This is a genomic window from Caballeronia insecticola (assembly GCF_000402035.1).
Taxonomy (GTDB): Bacteria; Pseudomonadota; Gammaproteobacteria; order Burkholderiales; family Burkholderiaceae; genus Caballeronia; species Caballeronia insecticola.
Map to the genome: position 1 here is coordinate 2,738,543 of NC_021287.1, position 15,624 is coordinate 2,754,166.

The 15,624-nt window shown below is 63.9% G+C and carries 18 protein-coding genes; 8 read left to right on the forward strand and 10 right to left on the reverse strand.

Features of this window, described 5'->3' with window-relative positions; all coding sequences use genetic code 11:
* Nucleotides 1-34: 34 nt before the first annotated feature.
* Together BRPE64_RS12725 and BRPE64_RS12730 are read right to left on the reverse strand one after the other, a co-directional pair.
* Entirely contained in the window at nt 35-1,135 is a 1,101-nt protein-coding gene (locus BRPE64_RS12725) for an NAD(P)/FAD-dependent oxidoreductase (RefSeq protein WP_016346527.1), read from the reverse strand.
* Between the two features lie 185 nt (nt 1,136-1,320).
* On the reverse strand, nt 1,321-2,298 hold the full coding sequence (locus tag BRPE64_RS12730) for an AAA family ATPase (RefSeq protein WP_016346528.1): 978 nt from the start codon (nt 2,296-2,298) through the stop codon (nt 1,321-1,323).
* Between the two features lie 424 nt (nt 2,299-2,722).
* On the opposite strand from BRPE64_RS12730, the gene BRPE64_RS12735 reads away from it, so the two are divergent.
* Both BRPE64_RS12735 and BRPE64_RS12740 read left to right on the forward strand, forming a co-directional pair.
* Nucleotides 2,723-3,217 (forward strand): hypothetical protein, encoded by a 495-nt coding sequence (locus BRPE64_RS12735; RefSeq protein ID WP_016346529.1) that lies wholly within the window; start codon nt 2,723-2,725, stop codon nt 3,215-3,217.
* 59 nt (nt 3,218-3,276) lie between these two features.
* Nucleotides 3,277-4,083 (forward strand): endonuclease/exonuclease/phosphatase family protein, encoded by an 807-nt coding sequence (locus tag BRPE64_RS12740; RefSeq protein WP_016346530.1) that lies wholly within the window; start codon nt 3,277-3,279, stop codon nt 4,081-4,083.
* A 9-nt stretch (nt 4,084-4,092) separates the two neighbouring features.
* Here BRPE64_RS12740 and BRPE64_RS12745 read toward each other — a convergent pair whose 3' ends face one another.
* A complete protein-coding gene (locus BRPE64_RS12745; RefSeq protein WP_016346531.1) occupies nt 4,093-4,494 on the reverse strand; it encodes a response regulator in 402 nt (133 codons plus the stop codon).
* 180 nt (nt 4,495-4,674) lie between these two features.
* On the opposite strand from BRPE64_RS12745, the gene BRPE64_RS12750 reads away from it, so the two are divergent.
* Nucleotides 4,675-5,283, forward strand: a complete 609-nt coding sequence (locus BRPE64_RS12750; protein WP_016346532.1) for an alpha-ketoglutarate-dependent dioxygenase AlkB family protein — start codon at nt 4,675-4,677, stop codon at nt 5,281-5,283.
* Nucleotides 5,284-5,289: 6 nt separating this feature from the next.
* Here BRPE64_RS12750 and BRPE64_RS12755 read toward each other — a convergent pair whose 3' ends face one another.
* Nucleotides 5,290-5,688 (reverse strand): RidA family protein, encoded by a 399-nt coding sequence (locus BRPE64_RS12755; protein WP_016346533.1) that lies wholly within the window; start codon nt 5,686-5,688, stop codon nt 5,290-5,292.
* 170 nt (nt 5,689-5,858) lie between these two features.
* On the opposite strand from BRPE64_RS12755, the gene BRPE64_RS12760 reads away from it, so the two are divergent.
* Nucleotides 5,859-6,353, forward strand: a complete 495-nt coding sequence (locus BRPE64_RS12760) for an MgtC/SapB family protein (RefSeq protein ID WP_044041668.1) — start codon at nt 5,859-5,861, stop codon at nt 6,351-6,353.
* A gap of 82 nt (nt 6,354-6,435) precedes the next feature.
* On the opposite strand, the gene BRPE64_RS12765 is transcribed toward BRPE64_RS12760, so the two are convergent.
* On the reverse strand, nt 6,436-6,720 hold the full coding sequence (locus tag BRPE64_RS12765; RefSeq protein ID WP_044041669.1) for a hypothetical protein: 285 nt from the start codon (nt 6,718-6,720) through the stop codon (nt 6,436-6,438).
* Nucleotides 6,721-6,857: 137 nt separating this feature from the next.
* Nucleotides 6,858-7,280 (reverse strand): arsenate reductase (glutaredoxin), encoded by a 423-nt coding sequence (gene arsC, locus BRPE64_RS12770; protein WP_016346536.1) that lies wholly within the window; start codon nt 7,278-7,280, stop codon nt 6,858-6,860.
* A 519-nt stretch (nt 7,281-7,799) separates the two neighbouring features.
* Between arsC and BRPE64_RS12775 the strand changes: the two genes are divergently transcribed.
* The 3 genes from BRPE64_RS12775 to BRPE64_RS12785 all read left to right on the forward strand — a co-directional run bounded on the left by BRPE64_RS12775 (nt 7,800) and on the right by BRPE64_RS12785 (nt 9,347).
* Nucleotides 7,800-8,105 carry a hypothetical protein gene (locus BRPE64_RS12775; RefSeq protein ID WP_044041671.1) on the forward strand — a complete coding sequence of 102 codons (306 nt, stop codon included), beginning with the start codon at nt 7,800-7,802 and terminating at the stop codon, nt 8,103-8,105.
* Nucleotides 8,106-8,243: 138 nt separating this feature from the next.
* Complete coding sequence (locus tag BRPE64_RS12780) at nt 8,244-8,519, forward strand: cupin domain-containing protein (protein WP_016346538.1); 276 nt, start codon at nt 8,244-8,246, stop codon at nt 8,517-8,519.
* A gap of 15 nt (nt 8,520-8,534) precedes the next feature.
* The gene (locus tag BRPE64_RS12785; protein ID WP_016346539.1) at nt 8,535-9,347 is read left to right on the forward strand and encodes a DUF72 domain-containing protein; all 813 of its coding nucleotides are present in this window, start codon (nt 8,535-8,537) and stop codon (nt 9,345-9,347) included.
* Between the two features lie 42 nt (nt 9,348-9,389).
* Here the strand turns inward: BRPE64_RS12785 and gudD are convergent, their stop codons facing one another.
* From gudD to garL, 4 genes are all read right to left on the reverse strand, one after another.
* Nucleotides 9,390-10,739, reverse strand: coding sequence for a glucarate dehydratase (gene gudD, locus BRPE64_RS12790; RefSeq protein ID WP_016346540.1), 1,350 nt, complete (start codon nt 10,737-10,739; stop codon nt 9,390-9,392).
* Between the two features lie 56 nt (nt 10,740-10,795).
* Nucleotides 10,796-12,127, reverse strand: a complete 1,332-nt coding sequence (locus tag BRPE64_RS12795) for an MFS transporter (RefSeq protein ID WP_016346541.1) — start codon at nt 12,125-12,127, stop codon at nt 10,796-10,798.
* Between the two features lie 380 nt (nt 12,128-12,507).
* Nucleotides 12,508-13,536: a 2-hydroxy-3-oxopropionate reductase gene (locus tag BRPE64_RS12800; RefSeq protein WP_232519181.1), complete on the reverse strand. Its 1,029-nt coding sequence runs from the start codon at nt 13,534-13,536 to the stop codon at nt 12,508-12,510.
* The gene (garL, locus tag BRPE64_RS12805; RefSeq protein ID WP_016346543.1) at nt 13,470-14,255 is read right to left on the reverse strand and encodes a 2-dehydro-3-deoxyglucarate aldolase; all 786 of its coding nucleotides are present in this window, start codon (nt 14,253-14,255) and stop codon (nt 13,470-13,472) included. The genes BRPE64_RS12800 and garL overlap by 67 nt, the downstream gene beginning before the upstream one ends.
* Before the next feature lie 388 nt (nt 14,256-14,643).
* Here garL and BRPE64_RS12810 point away from each other — a divergent pair, with 388 nt between their 5' ends.
* Entirely contained in the window at nt 14,644-15,342 is a 699-nt protein-coding gene (locus BRPE64_RS12810; RefSeq protein ID WP_016346544.1) for a FadR/GntR family transcriptional regulator, read from the forward strand.
* The last annotated feature ends 282 nt before the right edge of the window (nt 15,343-15,624 follow it).

Consider the following 15,624-nt stretch of genomic DNA (forward strand, 5'->3'; position numbering starts at 1 on the left):
TAGAGATAAGCGGCGACGGAAAGTCGTCTGTAAGTCAGCGCGCCATGTCGGCCACGCGCTCGCCGATCGCAAGCGATGCCGTCAGTCCCGGCGACTCGATGCCGAACAGGTTCACGAGTCCCGGCACGCCATGCGCCGATTTGCCCTGGATCATGAAGTCCGCTGCCGCCTGTCCCGGACCGGAGAGCTTCGGCCGGATGCCGGCATAGGCCGGCTGCAGCGCGTCGTCGGGCAGACGCGGCCAGTACGCGCGGATCGCGGCGTAGAAAGATTCGGCGCGGCGCGGATCGACGTCGTAATTGAGCGTCTGCGCCCATTCAACGTCGGGGCCGAACTTCGCCTGCCCGCCGAGATCGATCGTCAGATGCACGCCCAGACCGGCTTCGTTCGGCATCGGATAGATGAGCCGGTCGAACGGCGCGCGTCCGCTCACGCTGAAATAGTTGCCCTTCGCGAAGTAGAGCGGCGGCACGTGGCGGTCGTCGAGGCCGCGGATCTTGCGCGCGATCTCGTTGGCGTGCAGCCCCGCGCTGTTGATCAGATACGACGCCCGGAAACGCGCGGGCGCGGCGCCTCCCGTATCGACGATAAAGCAGCCCTCGCGCGCATCGATGGCCGTGACGGGCGTATGGAACACGATACTCGCGCCGTGATTCTCCGCGTCGCCCTGCAGCGCGAGCATGTACTGATGACTGTCGACGATTCCTGTCAACGGCGAATACACCGCCTCGACGCATTGCAGTTGCGGCTCCAGTTCCGCCGCCTCCGCGCCGGAGAGGCGCACGAGCCCGGTCACGCGGTTCTCGATGCCCTTTTGCTCCAGCGCCGCGAGTTGCGCCACCTGATTGCGCGCCGTCGCGACGAGCAGCTTGCCGCATTGCCGGTGCGGCACGCCGTGCGCGCGGCAGAATTCGTAGAGCATGTCGCGGCCGCGCACGCACAGATCGGCCTTGAGCGAGCCGCGCGGATAGTAGATGCCCGCGTGAATCACTTCGCTGTTGCGCGAACTCGTGCCGATGCCGATACCTTCGCCCGACTCCAGCACGATGACTTCGCGTCCGCGCAACGCCAGCGCCCGGGCAATGGCCAGCCCGACGACGCCCGCTCCGATCACCACGCACTCGATCCGATCCATGTCTTTTCCGCCGCAGATGTATCCCAACTATTCTACGTTCGGGACTATTGCGCGATACACAACAAACGCACGCGGATTGCATCGTTTTCCGGTGCAATTCAGAAAAGGGCAAGAATCTGGCCGCCAAATGTCAAAAAAGACAGGTTTTGGCGGCGTTTTCGGCAAGTTTTCGAAGACGGCTTTTTTCAGAAACCGATCGCTTTTCTGCGCGAATTGCGATCCAGCTCGATATCGCGCGCTTCCACATGATGCCTTCCATCGATTCGCGCGTTGCCAAATGCGTTCAACATCGCGCGCCGCATGCCGCGCGGCGAGGCTTGCGTGAGCGCGTCGAGCGGCGCATCGCCGAGCGTTTCGGGAAAGCGCGCGCCCCACGTGTGCGCGTTGCGGATTTCGGCGTAGATCGTCTGGCCGATGCGGCGCGCGCCGTCGCGGTCGGGCGCGGGAATCTCGTAGACGTTCATGCGGTTCATGAGCGGCTCGGGAATCGCGCGCGCGTCGTTGGCGGTGGCGATCCACACGACATTGCCCGCGTTGATCGGCACCTCGGCGAATTCGTCGATGAAGGTCTGCGCCGTGTCGTGCTCCAGCAGCGCGTAGAGCGCGCCGAGCGGATCGTATTGCGCGTCGCCGGTGGCCTTGTCGATTTCATCGACGGTCATGACGGGGTTTGCGTAGCTGCCGTTCACGAGCGCATCGAAAACCTTGCCCGGCTTCGCATTGCGCCATTGCGACGACGCGCCCGACAAAATCCAGCCCGCCGTGAGCGAACTCATCGCGACGTAATGGCAGGACGTGCCGAGCAGCCGCGCGAGTTGTTTCGCGAAATGCGTCTTGCCGATGCCCGGTTCGCCCAGCAAGAGCATTGGCATGAGTTCGAGGCGGTCGTCGGTTTCGAGGCACAGCGCGATCTGCTTGCGGATATCGGCGAGCGGCTCCTCGAAGTTGGGCAGCGCGTCCGCGAGATCGTCGATGGACGGCATGCGGTTCGGCTTCACGCAAAAGCGCAGATTGCCCGCCTTGAGCATTTTTTCGTAGGTGGCGCGCAAGGCTTCGCTCGCGCCTTCGGACAGATCGTTGAGCGCGGTTTCCACGTCGTCGAGACTGTAGACCTTGCTGAACGATGCCACCGCCAGTTCCTGTTTGACCACGGCTGTCGTCATGTCGCACCCCGTCATTTTTCTGGTCGATGAGTCCAGTGTATCGACGCCAAAAGCCCGCGCAAGCGAGCAGTCGCACACAGGTGCTGCTAATCGGGACGACCGCGTCCACCGCGTTTCCACCGAAAAAGCCGCGATCGGCGCGCGCTAGTATCATCGACGGGATCGATACGGCGGGCGGGTTCGAAACCTGCTCCGCTCAAAACCGGCCAATGTTCTGTTTCCGCCGGCGTCTTTCGCTGTTTCATGGCCGTTTTATGGCCGTTTCATCCGCACGCTGAACCGGCCCAGTGCCGCCGTGTCAGAACGAAGTCGCCGAGGATCGCCGATCCCGCGGCCGCTCGCCGAGCGCGCCGCCATCCGTACAGTCCGCGCGCTGGAGTCGCTTTCAATGACAAAAAACTTACATAACGCCATTTCGTCTTTCATGCATGCCGCGCTCGTGGCGGGCGCCTGTTTCGCCGCCGCCGGCGCGCACGCGCAAATCGCGCCGCCGCAGCCGGTCAACTGGGAATTGCAGGTCGTGCAGGACGGCAAGCAGATCGACACGTTTTCGGGCACCACCAACGTCGGGCAGGCGCGCACGGATACGCATCACAACAAGGTGCAGAATCGCGTCGGATGCGCGGATCAGCCGGCGGGCGACATCGACCTGCAGCGCACCCTCACGATCTCGCCGACCCACGCGAGCGCCGACGACATCACGCTCGCCATCGATGCGCAGGAAACCCTGCAGGAAGAGAGCACGCGCGTCTCGCCGTCCGGCTGCAAGCTGCCGCCGGTGCCGCGGCAGGTGAACGCATCGCATCCGGGGCTCGTGCTCAAGCCGGGCGAATGGGGGCAGTGGCAGATCGTCGACGGCAATCCGTCGCTCGCGTACCGGGTGCGCGCGAGCCTCGGTTCGGCCACGGCGGCGCAATGACAACCGCGGCGACCTAGCCTCTATCGCCTTGAGAGGCCGCCGCTACAGAGCAGGAACGCATGCGAAACCCAGAACATCTTCCGCCCGGCCCATCCGCCCACTCGGCCACGCCCGATTTCACGGCGGTCAGCTGGAATCTTCACAAGGGCCGCTCGCCGCTCGGCCTGCGCGCCTGGAACGCGATGCAGCGGTGGGTTCAGACCACCAACGCCGACGTCTATTTTCTTCAGGAAGCAATGGCGCGGCGCATGCCGCAGCCGGTGCTGGCAAGCGGCTTCGGCGATCCGCTGCACGCGCCGCTCGACGATGTCTGGCATTGCCAGGCAACGGAAATCGCGACCGCGCTCGAATTGCAGATCGCGCTTGGGCCGAACGTGTTCAAGCCGTCGTGGCGGCATGGCAACGCCATTCTGTCGCCGCATCCGCTGGATCTTTCCGGCCGCTGGGACATCTCCGCGCATCGCTTCGAGCGGCGCGGGCTGCTGGTGGCGCGCGCTACGTTCGCCGGGCAGTCCATCACGCTGCTCTGCGCGCATCTTGCGCTGACGCGTCAGGCGCGGCTGCGGCAGATGAACTGGATTGCGCACTGGATCGCGAAGGAAGCGCCCGAAGGCCCGCTCGTGCTGGCGGGCGACTTCAACGACTGGCGCAACGACTCCGTGCCGCTGTTCCGCGAACTGGGCATGAACGAAGTCGCGACGATGCTCGGCGAATCCGGCCGCACCTTTCCCGCGTTCTCGCCGGCGCTCGCGCTCGACAAGATGTTCGTGCGCGGGCTGAAACCGGTCGAATGGCTTATTCCGACGCAGGATACGGCGTGGCTGTCGGATCACTTGCCGTATATGGCGCGGCTACAGATCGATTGACGCAGGCGCTTAAGCGCGCGGCGCGGCGAGCAGCGCTTCGAGCGCGTCGAAGGTGACCGGCTTCGTCAGATGATGATCGAAGCCCGCGTCAAGCGCGCGCAGGCGGTCGGCCTCGCTGCTGTAGCCCGTCAGCGCGAGCAGCAGCGCGTCCTTGGTCGCGGCGCGCTTTCGCATTTCGCGCGCCACGTCGAAGCCGCTCATGCCGGGCAGGCCGATATCGAGCACGACCACGTCGGGCCGGAAATCGTCGATCGAGGCGAGCGCGCGCGGTCCGTCGTATTCGGTGCGCACCTCATGCCCGAGTGCTTCGAGCAGCATCGACATGGCAAGCGCCGCATCGACGCTGTCATCGACGAGCAGGATGCGGCGGCACGGCGCCGCGCCGCCGCTCGCTTCGGCGGTGGTATTCATGCGAGTCCCCGAGAGTCGCCGTCGTGCGAAACCCTGTGTTCGGACCGTCGCACGACATTTTTGAGATGATCAGGCGACTGTAGCACAGCGCGTGTGCGGGCTAGAAAAATGGACGAGCAATACGGCGCGCGGCGCCTCTGCTATCGTGAATGTTTCGCGCGCCGCCGTCCTTAACGCACCATGTTCGATCTCTTCGACGACATTCCCAAGCCCGACATCCTGTGGGATCCCGACTGGATCGGCGCCGACGAGGGCTCCGACCTGATGGGCGCGCTGATCGAGGAAGTGCGCTGGCAGCAGGACACGATGACGACGCCCGCCGGCCGCGTGCCGCTGCCGCGCCTGACCGCGTGGCAGGGCGACCCGGACGCGGTCTACGTTTATTCGGGCATCCGCAACGTGCCGCAGCCGTGGACGCCTGCCGTCGCCTGCTTGCGCGAGCGCGCCGAACAGGCGTGCGGCGCGCGCTTCAACAGCGTGCTGCTGAACCGCTATCGCGGCGGGCACGACAGCATGGGCTGGCATGCCGACAAGGAACGCGAACTCGGCGCGGAGCCGGTGATTGCATCGGTGAGTCTCGGCACGACGCGAACGTTCGAATTCCGTCACGCGCGCACGCATACGACGCACACGCTCGCGCTCACGCACGGCGGCCTGCTCGTGATGCGCGGGCGCACGCAGCTCGAATGGGTGCATCGCGTGCCGAAGGAGCCGGGCGCGCGCGGCGAGCGCATCAATCTCACGTTCCGCTGGGTCGATGCTTCGAAGCGTGCTGCGAAAGGCGCTTAAGGCCCGTTAAGGCCGCTTCGCGACGAAATCGATCTCCACGAGCGCGTCGCGCGCCAGTCCCGTCACGCCGATGCACGTGCGCGCCGGCAGCGGCTTCGGCAGGAAGTACGAACTGTAGACGGCGTTCATGGCGTCATAGTCGCGCTTGAATTCGGTCAGGAAGATGCGCACGCTCACCACGTTGTCGAGCGTAAGGCCCACGCCGCCCAGCACGATGATCAGATTGTTCATCACGCGCCGCGTCTGGGCCGCGACGCCTTCGGGCAGCGGCGCGGTGTCGTCGTGCGGGTCGGTCGGCATCTGGCCGGTCAGGAACACCCAGCCGTCGGCTTCGGCCGCGTGCGAAAACGGGCCGACCGGCGTCGGGGCGGCATCGACCATCGTGAATTTGGGCAGCTGGCTCATTGCGTCTCCTGACTTGTGCTTGCTTCTGCGTTTCGGATTTCGGCGAACCGGCACGTTAGCGCGCCAAAATTGGGCACGGCTGCCGCCGCCGCGCTTTTAGTGCGAAGATGATCCGGCTTACAGCCACCGTCAGCCACCGTCAGCCACCTTCGGCCACCTTCACACGCGCGATGCTCCCCTATCCCCTTCTCGCCGACGCCGTCGCCCGCATGCTCATCGCGATGCTGATCGGCTGCATCATCGGCATCGATCGCGATCTGCACGGCAAGCCGACGGGCATGAAGACGCTCGGGCTCGTGTCGCTCGGCGCGTGTCTCGCGACGATGTGCGCGCAAGGCTTCTCGATGACTCTCTCGAACGACGCCGACGTGTCGCGCGCCGTTCAGGGCATCGTGACCGGCGTCGGCTTTCTCGGCGCAGGCGTGATCCTGCAGAACCCGCGCGAGAACCGCGTGCGCGGGCTGACCACGGCGGCGTCCATCTGGGTGACGGCGGCGGTCGGCATCGTCTGCGGGCTGGGCGTGTGGAGCGTCGCGTTCATCGCCATGCTTCTGATGATTGCGCTGATGACGGTCGGGCGTCTCATCGAAAAACGTCTGTTGCGGCGCTGGATGGACAAGCCGGAACACGAACGCGCGAAGTATGGCGACATCGAGGAAGTCTGAGGCCGGTTGCTCGCGTGAATGCCGAATAAAACGAAACGCGGCGAAGCAATCCGCTTGCCGCGTTTCATCGACGCATAAAGGCTTACCAGCCGTGGCGCTCGTGCCAGCGCTCTTCGCGGTGCGCCTCATGACGCCACTGACGCTCGCGCCATTCATGACGGCGCCATTCGCGCTCGCGCCAGCGTTCGTGATCGTCGCCGTATCCGTAGTAGCCGACCGGCACCGCGGGCTGCGCATAAACCGGCTGCGAATACACCGGCACGCCCAGGCCCACCGCTACGTCGACGTGCGCATTCGCCGTCGCCGACACGGCCAGCGCAGTCAACCCGCCAAGCCCGATCACCATTCCGAGAAGTTTCTTTTTCATGTCGATTTCTCCCTGCACCGAGTGCGCTGTGAAGTGCTCTGTGAGTCAGTGCAGTCTAAAAGTCGACTTTGGATACAGGTGCAACGGGTCTGCCAGAAAGGTAACGTCAGGTAACGGTCACGTCGCGCGAGGGTGCTTCAGTGCACGCGTTTGCCGGATGCGTCGATCACCACTTCGCCGTCTTCTTTCGTGAACGGGCCTTTCTGCGGCTCGGGCAGGATATCGAGCACGAGTTCGGACGGACGGCACAGGCGCGCGCCCTGCGGCGTATCGACGAACGGCCGGTTGATGAGGATCGGATGCGCGAGCATTGCGTCGATGAGTTGATCGTCGGTGAGCGTGACATCGTCGAGGCCGAGTTCGGCATATGGCGTGCCTTTTTCGCGCAGCGCATCGCGCACCGAAAGCCCCGCGCGCGCGATCAGCGCGACGAGCGTGGCGCGATCCGGCGGCGCCGTCAGATACTCGATCACGACAGGCTCGATACCCGCGTTGCGGATCAGCGCGAGCGTGTTGCGGGACGTGCCGCACTTTGGATTGTGGTAGATGGTGACGGTCATGGTCGCGAGGTCCTTGCGTGCGTGAGAAGTCGTGAGAAGGCTTGCAGCTTGGCATTCTAAAACCGTTGCGCGCTTGTCGATTCGTGTTGGTTCGCACCGCGTCGATGACGTCTGCGCCAGCCCTGCGTCACGCGTCTGCCCGCATGCAGGCGCGTGGCTCAATTGTGCTGTTCATTCTCCCAACTGCGGCCTATAACGAAGTGTGCAGCGATGAAGTGTGCAGCGCGGCATGCGTCTTCTCCGGACCGCGGGTCCTCGACGTTCCTTCGCACCGGCACGCGCGCCGGCGCTTCGTCTGCATCGCATCGGCGAGACGCCGTGCGTGAGTCGCATACCTGGAAACTCGGGACTTGGGCCACGGCGCACCGCCTGGCCGCCAACCAACACGATGTCCGCCTGGCACACCACGCATGGCAAGGAGCGGAAAGTGGCACGTTCCGTGCGGCACATCGGTCCGAATCAGCGAACAGCGTCCTTGCGCATCGAAGCGCGGGCGCGTTTTCCGAACAAGGAGTCGACATGAAATCACGTATCGTCTTAGCGGCGCTCGCCGCCTCGTTACTCGCTACCGCAGGCATCGCCTCGGCCCAGCAATCCTACTATCGCACCGCGCAGGTGCCAGGACAGGCAACCGCCGACACCTGGACCGATCCCAGCGCGCCCCGGCAAAGCGCCATGCAGAGCCAGCCGGGCGACATGTCCGGCGACACGTCGTATGGCGGTGCGCCGATGACACGCGGCGCCGCCGGTTCGATGACGATGGACAGCTCCGCCTCCAAGCCCTGCACGCGGGGACCGCAGTGCAACATCTTCTTCGGCAACTGAGCTTGATCGACCGAGTTTGATCGTTCGAACGCGGCCAACGCAGCTTTTGCAACCGCGTTAGCATAGATGCATGACATCGCGCGCCCACGCAAATGGGCGCGCACTCCCCTTCGCTTCCTTTTCGACCGGGATGACGACATGCATCGCGATGAATTTCTTGCCGCTCTTTCCAGCGAAGGCTTCAACGAAGTCGTCACCGTCACGCGCGAGCCGAACGTCGCGCTCGACCTGCACGCACATCCGTTCGAAGCCAAGGCGCTGATTCTCGAAGGCAATCTCACGATCCGCACCGGCCGCACCGACGACGACGCGCGCACCTACAGCGCCGGCGATGTCTTCCATCTCGCGGCGAACATCGAGCATTCGGAGCAATACGGGCCCGAGGGCGTGAGCTATCTCGTCGGCCGCAAATAAGCGGACGCGCGCCCGATGACCACCAGCAAAAAGACCACGCGCATTTATGTCGGCGTCGGCGGATGGACCTTCGAGCCGTGGCGCGGCACCTTTTATCCCGAAGGCCTCGCGCAGAAACGCGAACTCGAATACGCAAGCCGCGCGCTGACTTCAATCGAAGTGAACGGCACGTTTTATGGCGCGCAGAAGCCCGCGAGCTTCATCAAATGGCGCGACGAAACGCCGGACGATTTCGTGCTCTCGCTCAAGGCGCCGCGCTACGCGACCAACCGGCGCGTGCTCGCCGATGCAGGCGACACGATCGAGCGTTTTTTCGGGAGCGGCGTGCTCGAACTGAAGGACAAACTCGGTCCGATCAACTGGCAATTCGCGCCGACCAAGAAGTTCGATCCCGAAGACTTCGAGCGCTTTCTCGAACTGCTGCCCGCGAAAGTCGAGGGTCGCGCGATCCGGCATGCGCTCGAGGTGCGGCACGAGAGTTTCTGCGATCCGCAGTTCGTCGAGTTGGCGCGCAAGTACGGCGTTGCGGTGGTGATTGCGGGAGATTCGAAGTATCCGCAAATCGCGGATGTCACGGCGCCTTTCGTCTACGCACGCATCATGGGCACGACGGACAAGCAGGCCAAAGGTTATGCGAAAGCCGCGCTCGATCGCTGGGCCGCGCGCGCGCAAACCTGGGCCGAAGGCGGCTCGCCGGACGACTTGCAGACCTTCGGCCGCGCCGCGCCGAAAGCCAAAGCGCGCGATGTGTTTCTGTATGTCATCAGCGGGCACAAGGTGGTCAATCCGGCGGCGGCCGTCGCGTTGATCGAGCGTCTGAAAAAGTAGCAGCGGCGCGCGCCGCTGCCACGTTTCGATGCATCGCCGCGATCAGCGCACGAGGCAAGGCTTCTTGTTGTCGAACTTCCAGTTCGGGATCAGATACTGCATCGCGACGCCGTCATCGCGCGCGCCGAGGCCGTGCTTCTGATACAGCTCGTGCGCCTTCTCGACTTCGTCCATGTCGAGTTCGACGCCGAGACCCGGCACTTCCGGCACCTTCACCTTGCCGCCGACGATCTGCAGCGGCTCGCGCGTCAGACGCTGGCCGTCCTGCCAGATCCAGTGCGTGTCGATGGCCGTGATCTTGCCCGGCGCGGCCGCGGCGACATGCGTGAACATCGCGAGCGACACGTCGAAGTGGTTATTCGAATGCGAGCCCCACGTGAGGCCCCAGTCGTTGCACATCTGAGCGACGCGCACCGAGCCCTGCATCGTCCAGAAATGCGGATCGGCCAGCGGAATGTCGACGGATTGCAGTTGAATGGCGTGGCCCATCTGACGCCAGTCGGTCGCGATCATGTTCGTCGCCGTCGGCAGACCGGTCGCGCGGCGGAATTCGGCCATCACTTCGCGGCCCGAATAACCGTTTTCCGCGCCGCACGGATCTTCCGCGTAGGCGAGCACGTCGTGCTTGTCGCGGCACAGGCGGATCGCTTCCGCGAGCGACCACGCGCCGTTCGGATCGAGCGTCACGCGCGCCTCCGGGAAACGCTCCGCGAGCGCGGTGGCGGCTTCCATTTCGGCGTCGCCGGTGAGCACGCCGCCTTTGAGCTTGAAGTCGTTGAAGCCGTAGCGCGCCTTCGCCGCTTCCGCCAGACGCACGACCGCTTCCGGCGTCAGCGCGACTTCGGTGCGCAGGCGCTCCCAGTCGTCGCGGCCATCCGCGCCGGATGCGTAGTCGAGATCCGTCTTGTTGCGATCGCCGATATAGAACAGATAGCCGAGCATTTCGACTTCATCGCGCTGCTGGCCTTCGCCGAGCAACGCCGCGACCGGCACGCCCAGATGCTGGCCGAGCAGGTCGAGCAGCGCCGCTTCGAGCGCCGTGACCGCGTGAATGGTCGTGCGCAGATCGAAGGTTTGCAGCCCGCGGCCGCCCGCGTCGCGATCGGCGAACGCCGTGCGCACGCGGTTGAGCACCGCCTGCAAGTTGCCGATGGATTGTCCGACGACATACGCGCGCGCATCGTCGATGGTCTTGCGGATGCTCTCGCCGCCCGGCACTTCGCCGACGCCCGTGTTACCCGCGCTGTCCTTCAGGATCACGATGTTGCGCGTGAAGAACGGGCCGTGCGCGCCGGAGAGATTCATGAGCATGCTGTCGCGCCCCGCGACCGGGACGACGCGCAATTCGGTGACGGTCGGAGTGGCGTTCGGTTTGACTGCGTTCGTGGACATGAGCGTGATCCTGTGGGTTTAATTTTGTGAACTGAGCTTGTGAACTGAGCGAGCGTTCAATGTGCGCTGCGATGAGCGGTCTGCCCGCCGTGCGTGTGATCCTGCCGGCGATGGCGCGTGAGGAATCCCGCGGCGGCCGCGATCAACGAAGCGACGCCGAGCGCGTACAGGCCGCCCGACACCGAGCCCGTATGCTGTTGAAGATAGCCGAAAGTCGCGGGCGCGAAGAAGCCGCCGAGATTGCCGACCGAGTTGATCAGCGCGATGACGCCAGCCGCGACGCGGGCATCGAGATAGCCTTGCGGAATCGGCCAGAACAGCGACGCCGCCGCCTTGAACCCGATTGCGGAGAAGCAGATCGCGACAAACGAGAGCACCGCGTTGCCGGTCGTCGACGCGAACAGGCCGCACGCCGCGATCACGAGCGCCGTGGCGAGCCACGCCTGCTGGAAGCGCCAGCGCGCGGAGAGCAGCGCGAAGCAGTACATGGCGACCATCGCGATCAGCCACGGCACCGCGTTGAACAGGCCAACCTGGAAATCGGAGAGGCCGCCCATCTTGCGGATGATCGTCGGCAGCCAGAAGGTCGCCGCGTAGATCGTCAATTGGATCGCGAAATACAGAAAACAGAACAGCACGATCTGCGGGTCCTTCAGCAGCTTGAGCGCGGAAACGTGCGCGCCGCCGCTCGCGGCCTCGCGCTCGGCCTGCTCCGTCGTGATGGCTTTTTGCAGCGCGCGCTGTTCGTCGGCGCTGAGCCAGTGCGCGTCGCTGATGCGCGATTTCAGCAGCATCCAGCTTGCGCCGCACAGCAGCACGGAAAACGCGCCTTCGATCAGGAACATCCACTGCCAGCCTTTCAGGCCGAGGCCGGTGATCGACAGCAGACTGCCGGTGATCGGGCCGGACAGCACGGAGGCGAACGCCGAGCCGCCCAAGAAGATCGCGACCGCCTTGCCGCGCTCTTTCTGCGGCAGCCATTGCGTGAAGTAATAGACGACGCCCGGAAAAAAGCCCGCCTCGGCGATGCCGAGCAGAAAGCGCAGCACGTAGAACGAGGTGTCGTTCCAGACGAAGGCCATCGCCGCCGCGACGATGCCCCACGTGCCCATGATGCGCGTGAGCCACGCGCGCGCGCCGTACTTCTGCATCAGCACGTTGGACGGCACTTCGAAGAGCGCATAGCCGATGAAAAACAGGCCGCTGCCGAGCCCGTAAGCCGCCGCGCCGATACCGAGATCGGCCTGCATGTGCGAATTCACGAAACCGACGTTCACGCGATCGATGTAGTTCGCGATGAACATGATGAGGAACAGCGGCAGAACGTGACGCTTGACCTTGGAACTGGCCGATTCGAGGGCATCGGCGGCGGGGGCGGCTGGGTTCAACGGATATCTCCTCATTGCATCAAGTAGTACGTTGTCTGATGACATTGTAGGATGACCGCTCTGTCGTGCCAATCGCGTGTTTACCCTTTGGGGCTTAGAGGCTTATCCTATGGCCTTTAGCCGTCTTTTACCGGTCTCTCCAGGCCTAAGATCAAGCTTCGGATTCAGACGTCTGACAACTGCGCATTGCGCCAGAAAGCGACGAAGCCGGCTTGCGCCGGCTTCGTCGGTCCTGCTTTCATTGCCTACGGAAATCACCGCTTCAGCTTAGTGCGTCCGCCGCCCTTGAACGCGCCGTCCGGCGAGCCCAGCGAAGGACGCCGGAAACGAAACTGCCGGCGCGAAGCCGGCAGCGATCCACATTGGGCAAACGATGACGCCTACTTCGTGCCCTGACCGATCTCGTGATTGGCCATGATTTCGAGTGCGCGCACCATGCCCGAGTGATCCCACGCCTTGCCGCCGTGCGCGGCGCATGCGTTGAACAACTGCATGCAGTTCGACGTGTTCGGCAGCGCGACGCCGAGCGCCTGCGCCGTCGCGAGCGCCAGATTCAGATCCTTTTGATGCAGCTCGATGCGGAAGCCCGGATTGAACGTGCGCTTGGTCATGCGCTCGCCGTGCACTTCGAGAATGCGCGACGACGCGAAGCCGCCCATCAGCGCCGTGCGAACCTTCTCGGCATCGACGCCGGCCTTCGACGCGAGCAACAACGCTTCGCCGACAGCCTCGATCGTCGCCGCGACGATCACCTGATTCGCGACCTTGCAGACCTGACCCGCGCCGACTTCGCCGATCAGCGAGATGTTCTTGCCCATCATGTCGAAGAGCGGCTTGACCTTGTCGAAGGTTGCCTGCGCGCCGCCGACCATGATCGTGAGCGACGCAGCCTTCGCGCCGACTTCGCCGCCGGAAACGGGCGCGTCGAGATAATCGGCGCCCTTCTCGCGCACCTTCGCCGCGAACTCGCGCGTGGCGATCGGCGAAATCGAACTCATGTCGACGACGATCTGCCCCGCCTTCAGCTTGTCCGCGACGCCGTTCTCGCCGAACAGCACTTTCTCGACGTCGGGCGTGTCCGGCACCATGACGAAGATCACGTCGGCCTTCTCGGCGACGGCCGCGGGGGAATCGCACGCCGTGGCGCCCGCCTGCGTAAGCTCGGCGGACACACCGCTGCGGGTGTACGCCGCGAGCTGCACGCCGTTCTTGAGAAGATTGGCCGCCATGGGATTGCCCATGATGCCCAGTCCGATAAAGCCTGCCTTTTGCATGTATCGCTCCTTGATGTCGATTCGTTTTGCTTTCGTTTTGCTTTGTCCGGCGCGTGTGGAGCGTGCGCTCACTCCGCGATGAAATGTTTCCTCACGCCCTGCGCCGCGTTTCTGAGCAGGCCCAGGTCGGCGCATACGGCGACGAGCGTGCTGCCCATCGCGATGTAACGCTCGGCGTCTTCCTGCACCGGCGCGAGGATGCCGCTCGGCTTGCCCGCCGCGTGCGCGCGCTCAAACACGTGCGCGATGGCCGCCTGCACGTCGGGGTGACTCGCGTTGCCGAGATGTCCGTACGCGGCGGCGAGATCCGAAGGACCGACGAACAGCGCATCGACGCCTTCGACCGCGATGATCTCGTCGATCGCCTCGACCGCCGCGCGGCTCTCGATCTGGACCGCGACGCTGATATTGTCGTTCGCGATCTGGAAATAGTTCGCGACGGTGCCGTACTTGTTGCCGCGATGCCCGACCGACACGCCGCGGATGCCATGTGGAGGATAGCGCGTTGCGGCGACGGCGCGTTTTGCATCGGCGGCGCTGTCGACGAACGGGATCAGGAAATTGACGAAGCCCGAGTCGAGCAGCTTCTTGATGACGATGGCGTCGTTGGCCTGCGGGCGCACGACGGGCGCGCTCACGCTGTCCTTGAGCGCCATCAGTTGCGGAATGAGCGTCAGGGCGTCGTTCGGCGCGTGTTCGGCGTCGAGCAGCATCCAGTCGAAGCCGACCACGCCGACGAGCTCGGTGGCGATCGGGCTCGCAAGCGACATCCAGCATCCGATCAGTTTCTTGCGCTCGCGCAGCGACGCCCGGAATGCGTTGGGCAGCGGTTGATACGGTGACGACGACGGCATGATGCCTCCCTGTGACGACTACGATCTGTTTGAAAGCCGTGTGTCTGAGGCGCAATGTCATCAGACGTCTTAACACAGGGTACCGCTGCAACAGGGTGCACATACAGGGGCGTAAACCCTAGTTTGCTTGATTTTATTCTGTTTTATTGCTGCTTGAGTTTGTCGTACTTATATGATGTCTTATATCTTTACGTGTATCGGATACTGGAAGCGCCGAATTGACGCGCGATGCCGTCGGCCGGATGATGCGTTGTCCGACATCTTGATCTGCATTGTGCGTAGAGGCAGTGCCCTGCGCCGTCCCGAAGCTGTGAGGCCACATCAAGATGTCCGACAACGCACGCTACGTCAATCCGAATAACCGCACCGAACGAACCGCAAGTCACACATGGGCATTCTCACCGATAAAGTCGTCGCTACCCTTTTCGAGGATATCGAGCGAGGCGCGCTGCGTCCCGGCGACAAGATTCCGACCGAAGCCGCGCTCATGAAGCAGTTGTCGGTGAGCCGCTCGGTCGTGCGCGAGGCGGTATCGCGCTTGCAGGCGGCGAATGTCGTCGAGACGCGGCATGGCATCGGCACATTCATCCGGGCGCCGGAGGAGCGCGAGGCGGTGCGCCTGCAGGACGCCGATCTGTCGAGTCTGCTCGACATCATGGCGATCATCGAGTTTCGCATCGATCTGGAAGGCGCGGCTGCGGCGCTCGCCGCCGGACGACGCACCGATGCCCATCTGAAACAGATCTCAGCCGCGCTCAAAAAATTCGAGGAGCAACTGGCGAACGGCAGCACGGACGTGCTGCAACACGACGTCGAGTTTCATCTTCAGATCGCGCGCGCGAGCGGCAACCGCTATTTCTACGATGTGCTGAGTCAAATGGGACGCGGCGTCAGTCCGCGTACGCGTCTGGGCAAAGCGGAGATCGCCGAACTCGATCAGGTCGAGCGGTTGCGGCATGTGCTCGCTGAACACAGGGCGATCTATCAGGCGATCGTGCGCCAGGATCCCGACGATGCGCGCGCCGCGATGCGCATGCATCTCAGCAATAGCCGGGAGCGGCTGAGGCAAGTGCATGGGGCGGGTTGAGGCGAAGCTCGCGAAGCGCGGTGGTTTTGAGCAGCGCAGCCTGCTTGCTTAAGTAAACAGAAGAGATCGTATGTATACGTAGTAGTAGTTAACAAGCCCCTCGGTTTTCAGTGGATAACCACGATCGTGCGTTTCGCATCAGGGACTTATCGCGTAAACAAGTCCGGTATATCGCATGCGGTTTCGGGCTGAGGCTTGAACAACTTTCGCGCGAATTGACGTTGCCGCGAGTTGTTCAGAAAGGACCAACAGTTAACTCGGTGGAATGCCAACAAGGTTGTC

What these genes read in the sequence shown, in the direction of transcription:
- BRPE64_RS12750 (WP_016346532.1), top strand. Translation starts at nt 4,675, where the DNA reads ATGTTCGATCTCTTCGACGACATTCCCAAGCCCGACATCCTGTGGGAT.
- BRPE64_RS12725 (WP_016346527.1), bottom strand. Translation starts at nt 1,135, where the DNA reads ATGGATCGGATCGAGTGCGTGGTGATCGGAGCGGGCGTCGTCGGGCTG.
- BRPE64_RS12760 (WP_044041668.1), top strand. Translation starts at nt 5,859, where the DNA reads ATGCTCCCCTATCCCCTTCTCGCCGACGCCGTCGCCCGCATGCTCATC.
- BRPE64_RS12740 (WP_016346530.1), top strand. Translation starts at nt 3,277, where the DNA reads ATGCGAAACCCAGAACATCTTCCGCCCGGCCCATCCGCCCACTCGGCC.
- BRPE64_RS12810 (WP_016346544.1), top strand. Translation starts at nt 14,644, where the DNA reads ATGGGCATTCTCACCGATAAAGTCGTCGCTACCCTTTTCGAGGATATC.
- BRPE64_RS12800 (WP_232519181.1), bottom strand. Translation starts at nt 13,536, where the DNA reads ATGCGCCGACCTGGGCCTGCTCAGAAACGCGGCGCAGGGCGTGAGGAA.
- garL (WP_016346543.1), bottom strand. Translation starts at nt 14,255, where the DNA reads ATGCCGTCGTCGTCACCGTATCAACCGCTGCCCAACGCATTCCGGGCG.
- BRPE64_RS12780 (WP_016346538.1), top strand. Translation starts at nt 8,244, where the DNA reads ATGCATCGCGATGAATTTCTTGCCGCTCTTTCCAGCGAAGGCTTCAAC.
- BRPE64_RS12775 (WP_044041671.1), top strand. Translation starts at nt 7,800, where the DNA reads ATGAAATCACGTATCGTCTTAGCGGCGCTCGCCGCCTCGTTACTCGCT.
- BRPE64_RS12730 (WP_016346528.1), bottom strand. Translation starts at nt 2,298, where the DNA reads ATGACGACAGCCGTGGTCAAACAGGAACTGGCGGTGGCATCGTTCAGC.
- gudD (WP_016346540.1), bottom strand. Translation starts at nt 10,739, where the DNA reads ATGTCCACGAACGCAGTCAAACCGAACGCCACTCCGACCGTCACCGAA.
- BRPE64_RS12735 (WP_016346529.1), top strand. Translation starts at nt 2,723, where the DNA reads ATGCATGCCGCGCTCGTGGCGGGCGCCTGTTTCGCCGCCGCCGGCGCG.
- arsC (WP_016346536.1), bottom strand. Translation starts at nt 7,280, where the DNA reads ATGACCGTCACCATCTACCACAATCCAAAGTGCGGCACGTCCCGCAAC.
- BRPE64_RS12785 (WP_016346539.1), top strand. Translation starts at nt 8,535, where the DNA reads ATGACCACCAGCAAAAAGACCACGCGCATTTATGTCGGCGTCGGCGGA.
- BRPE64_RS12755 (WP_016346533.1), bottom strand. Translation starts at nt 5,688, where the DNA reads ATGAGCCAGCTGCCCAAATTCACGATGGTCGATGCCGCCCCGACGCCG.
- BRPE64_RS12765 (WP_044041669.1), bottom strand. Translation starts at nt 6,720, where the DNA reads ATGAAAAAGAAACTTCTCGGAATGGTGATCGGGCTTGGCGGGTTGACT.
- BRPE64_RS12745 (WP_016346531.1), bottom strand. Translation starts at nt 4,494, where the DNA reads ATGAATACCACCGCCGAAGCGAGCGGCGGCGCGGCGCCGTGCCGCCGC.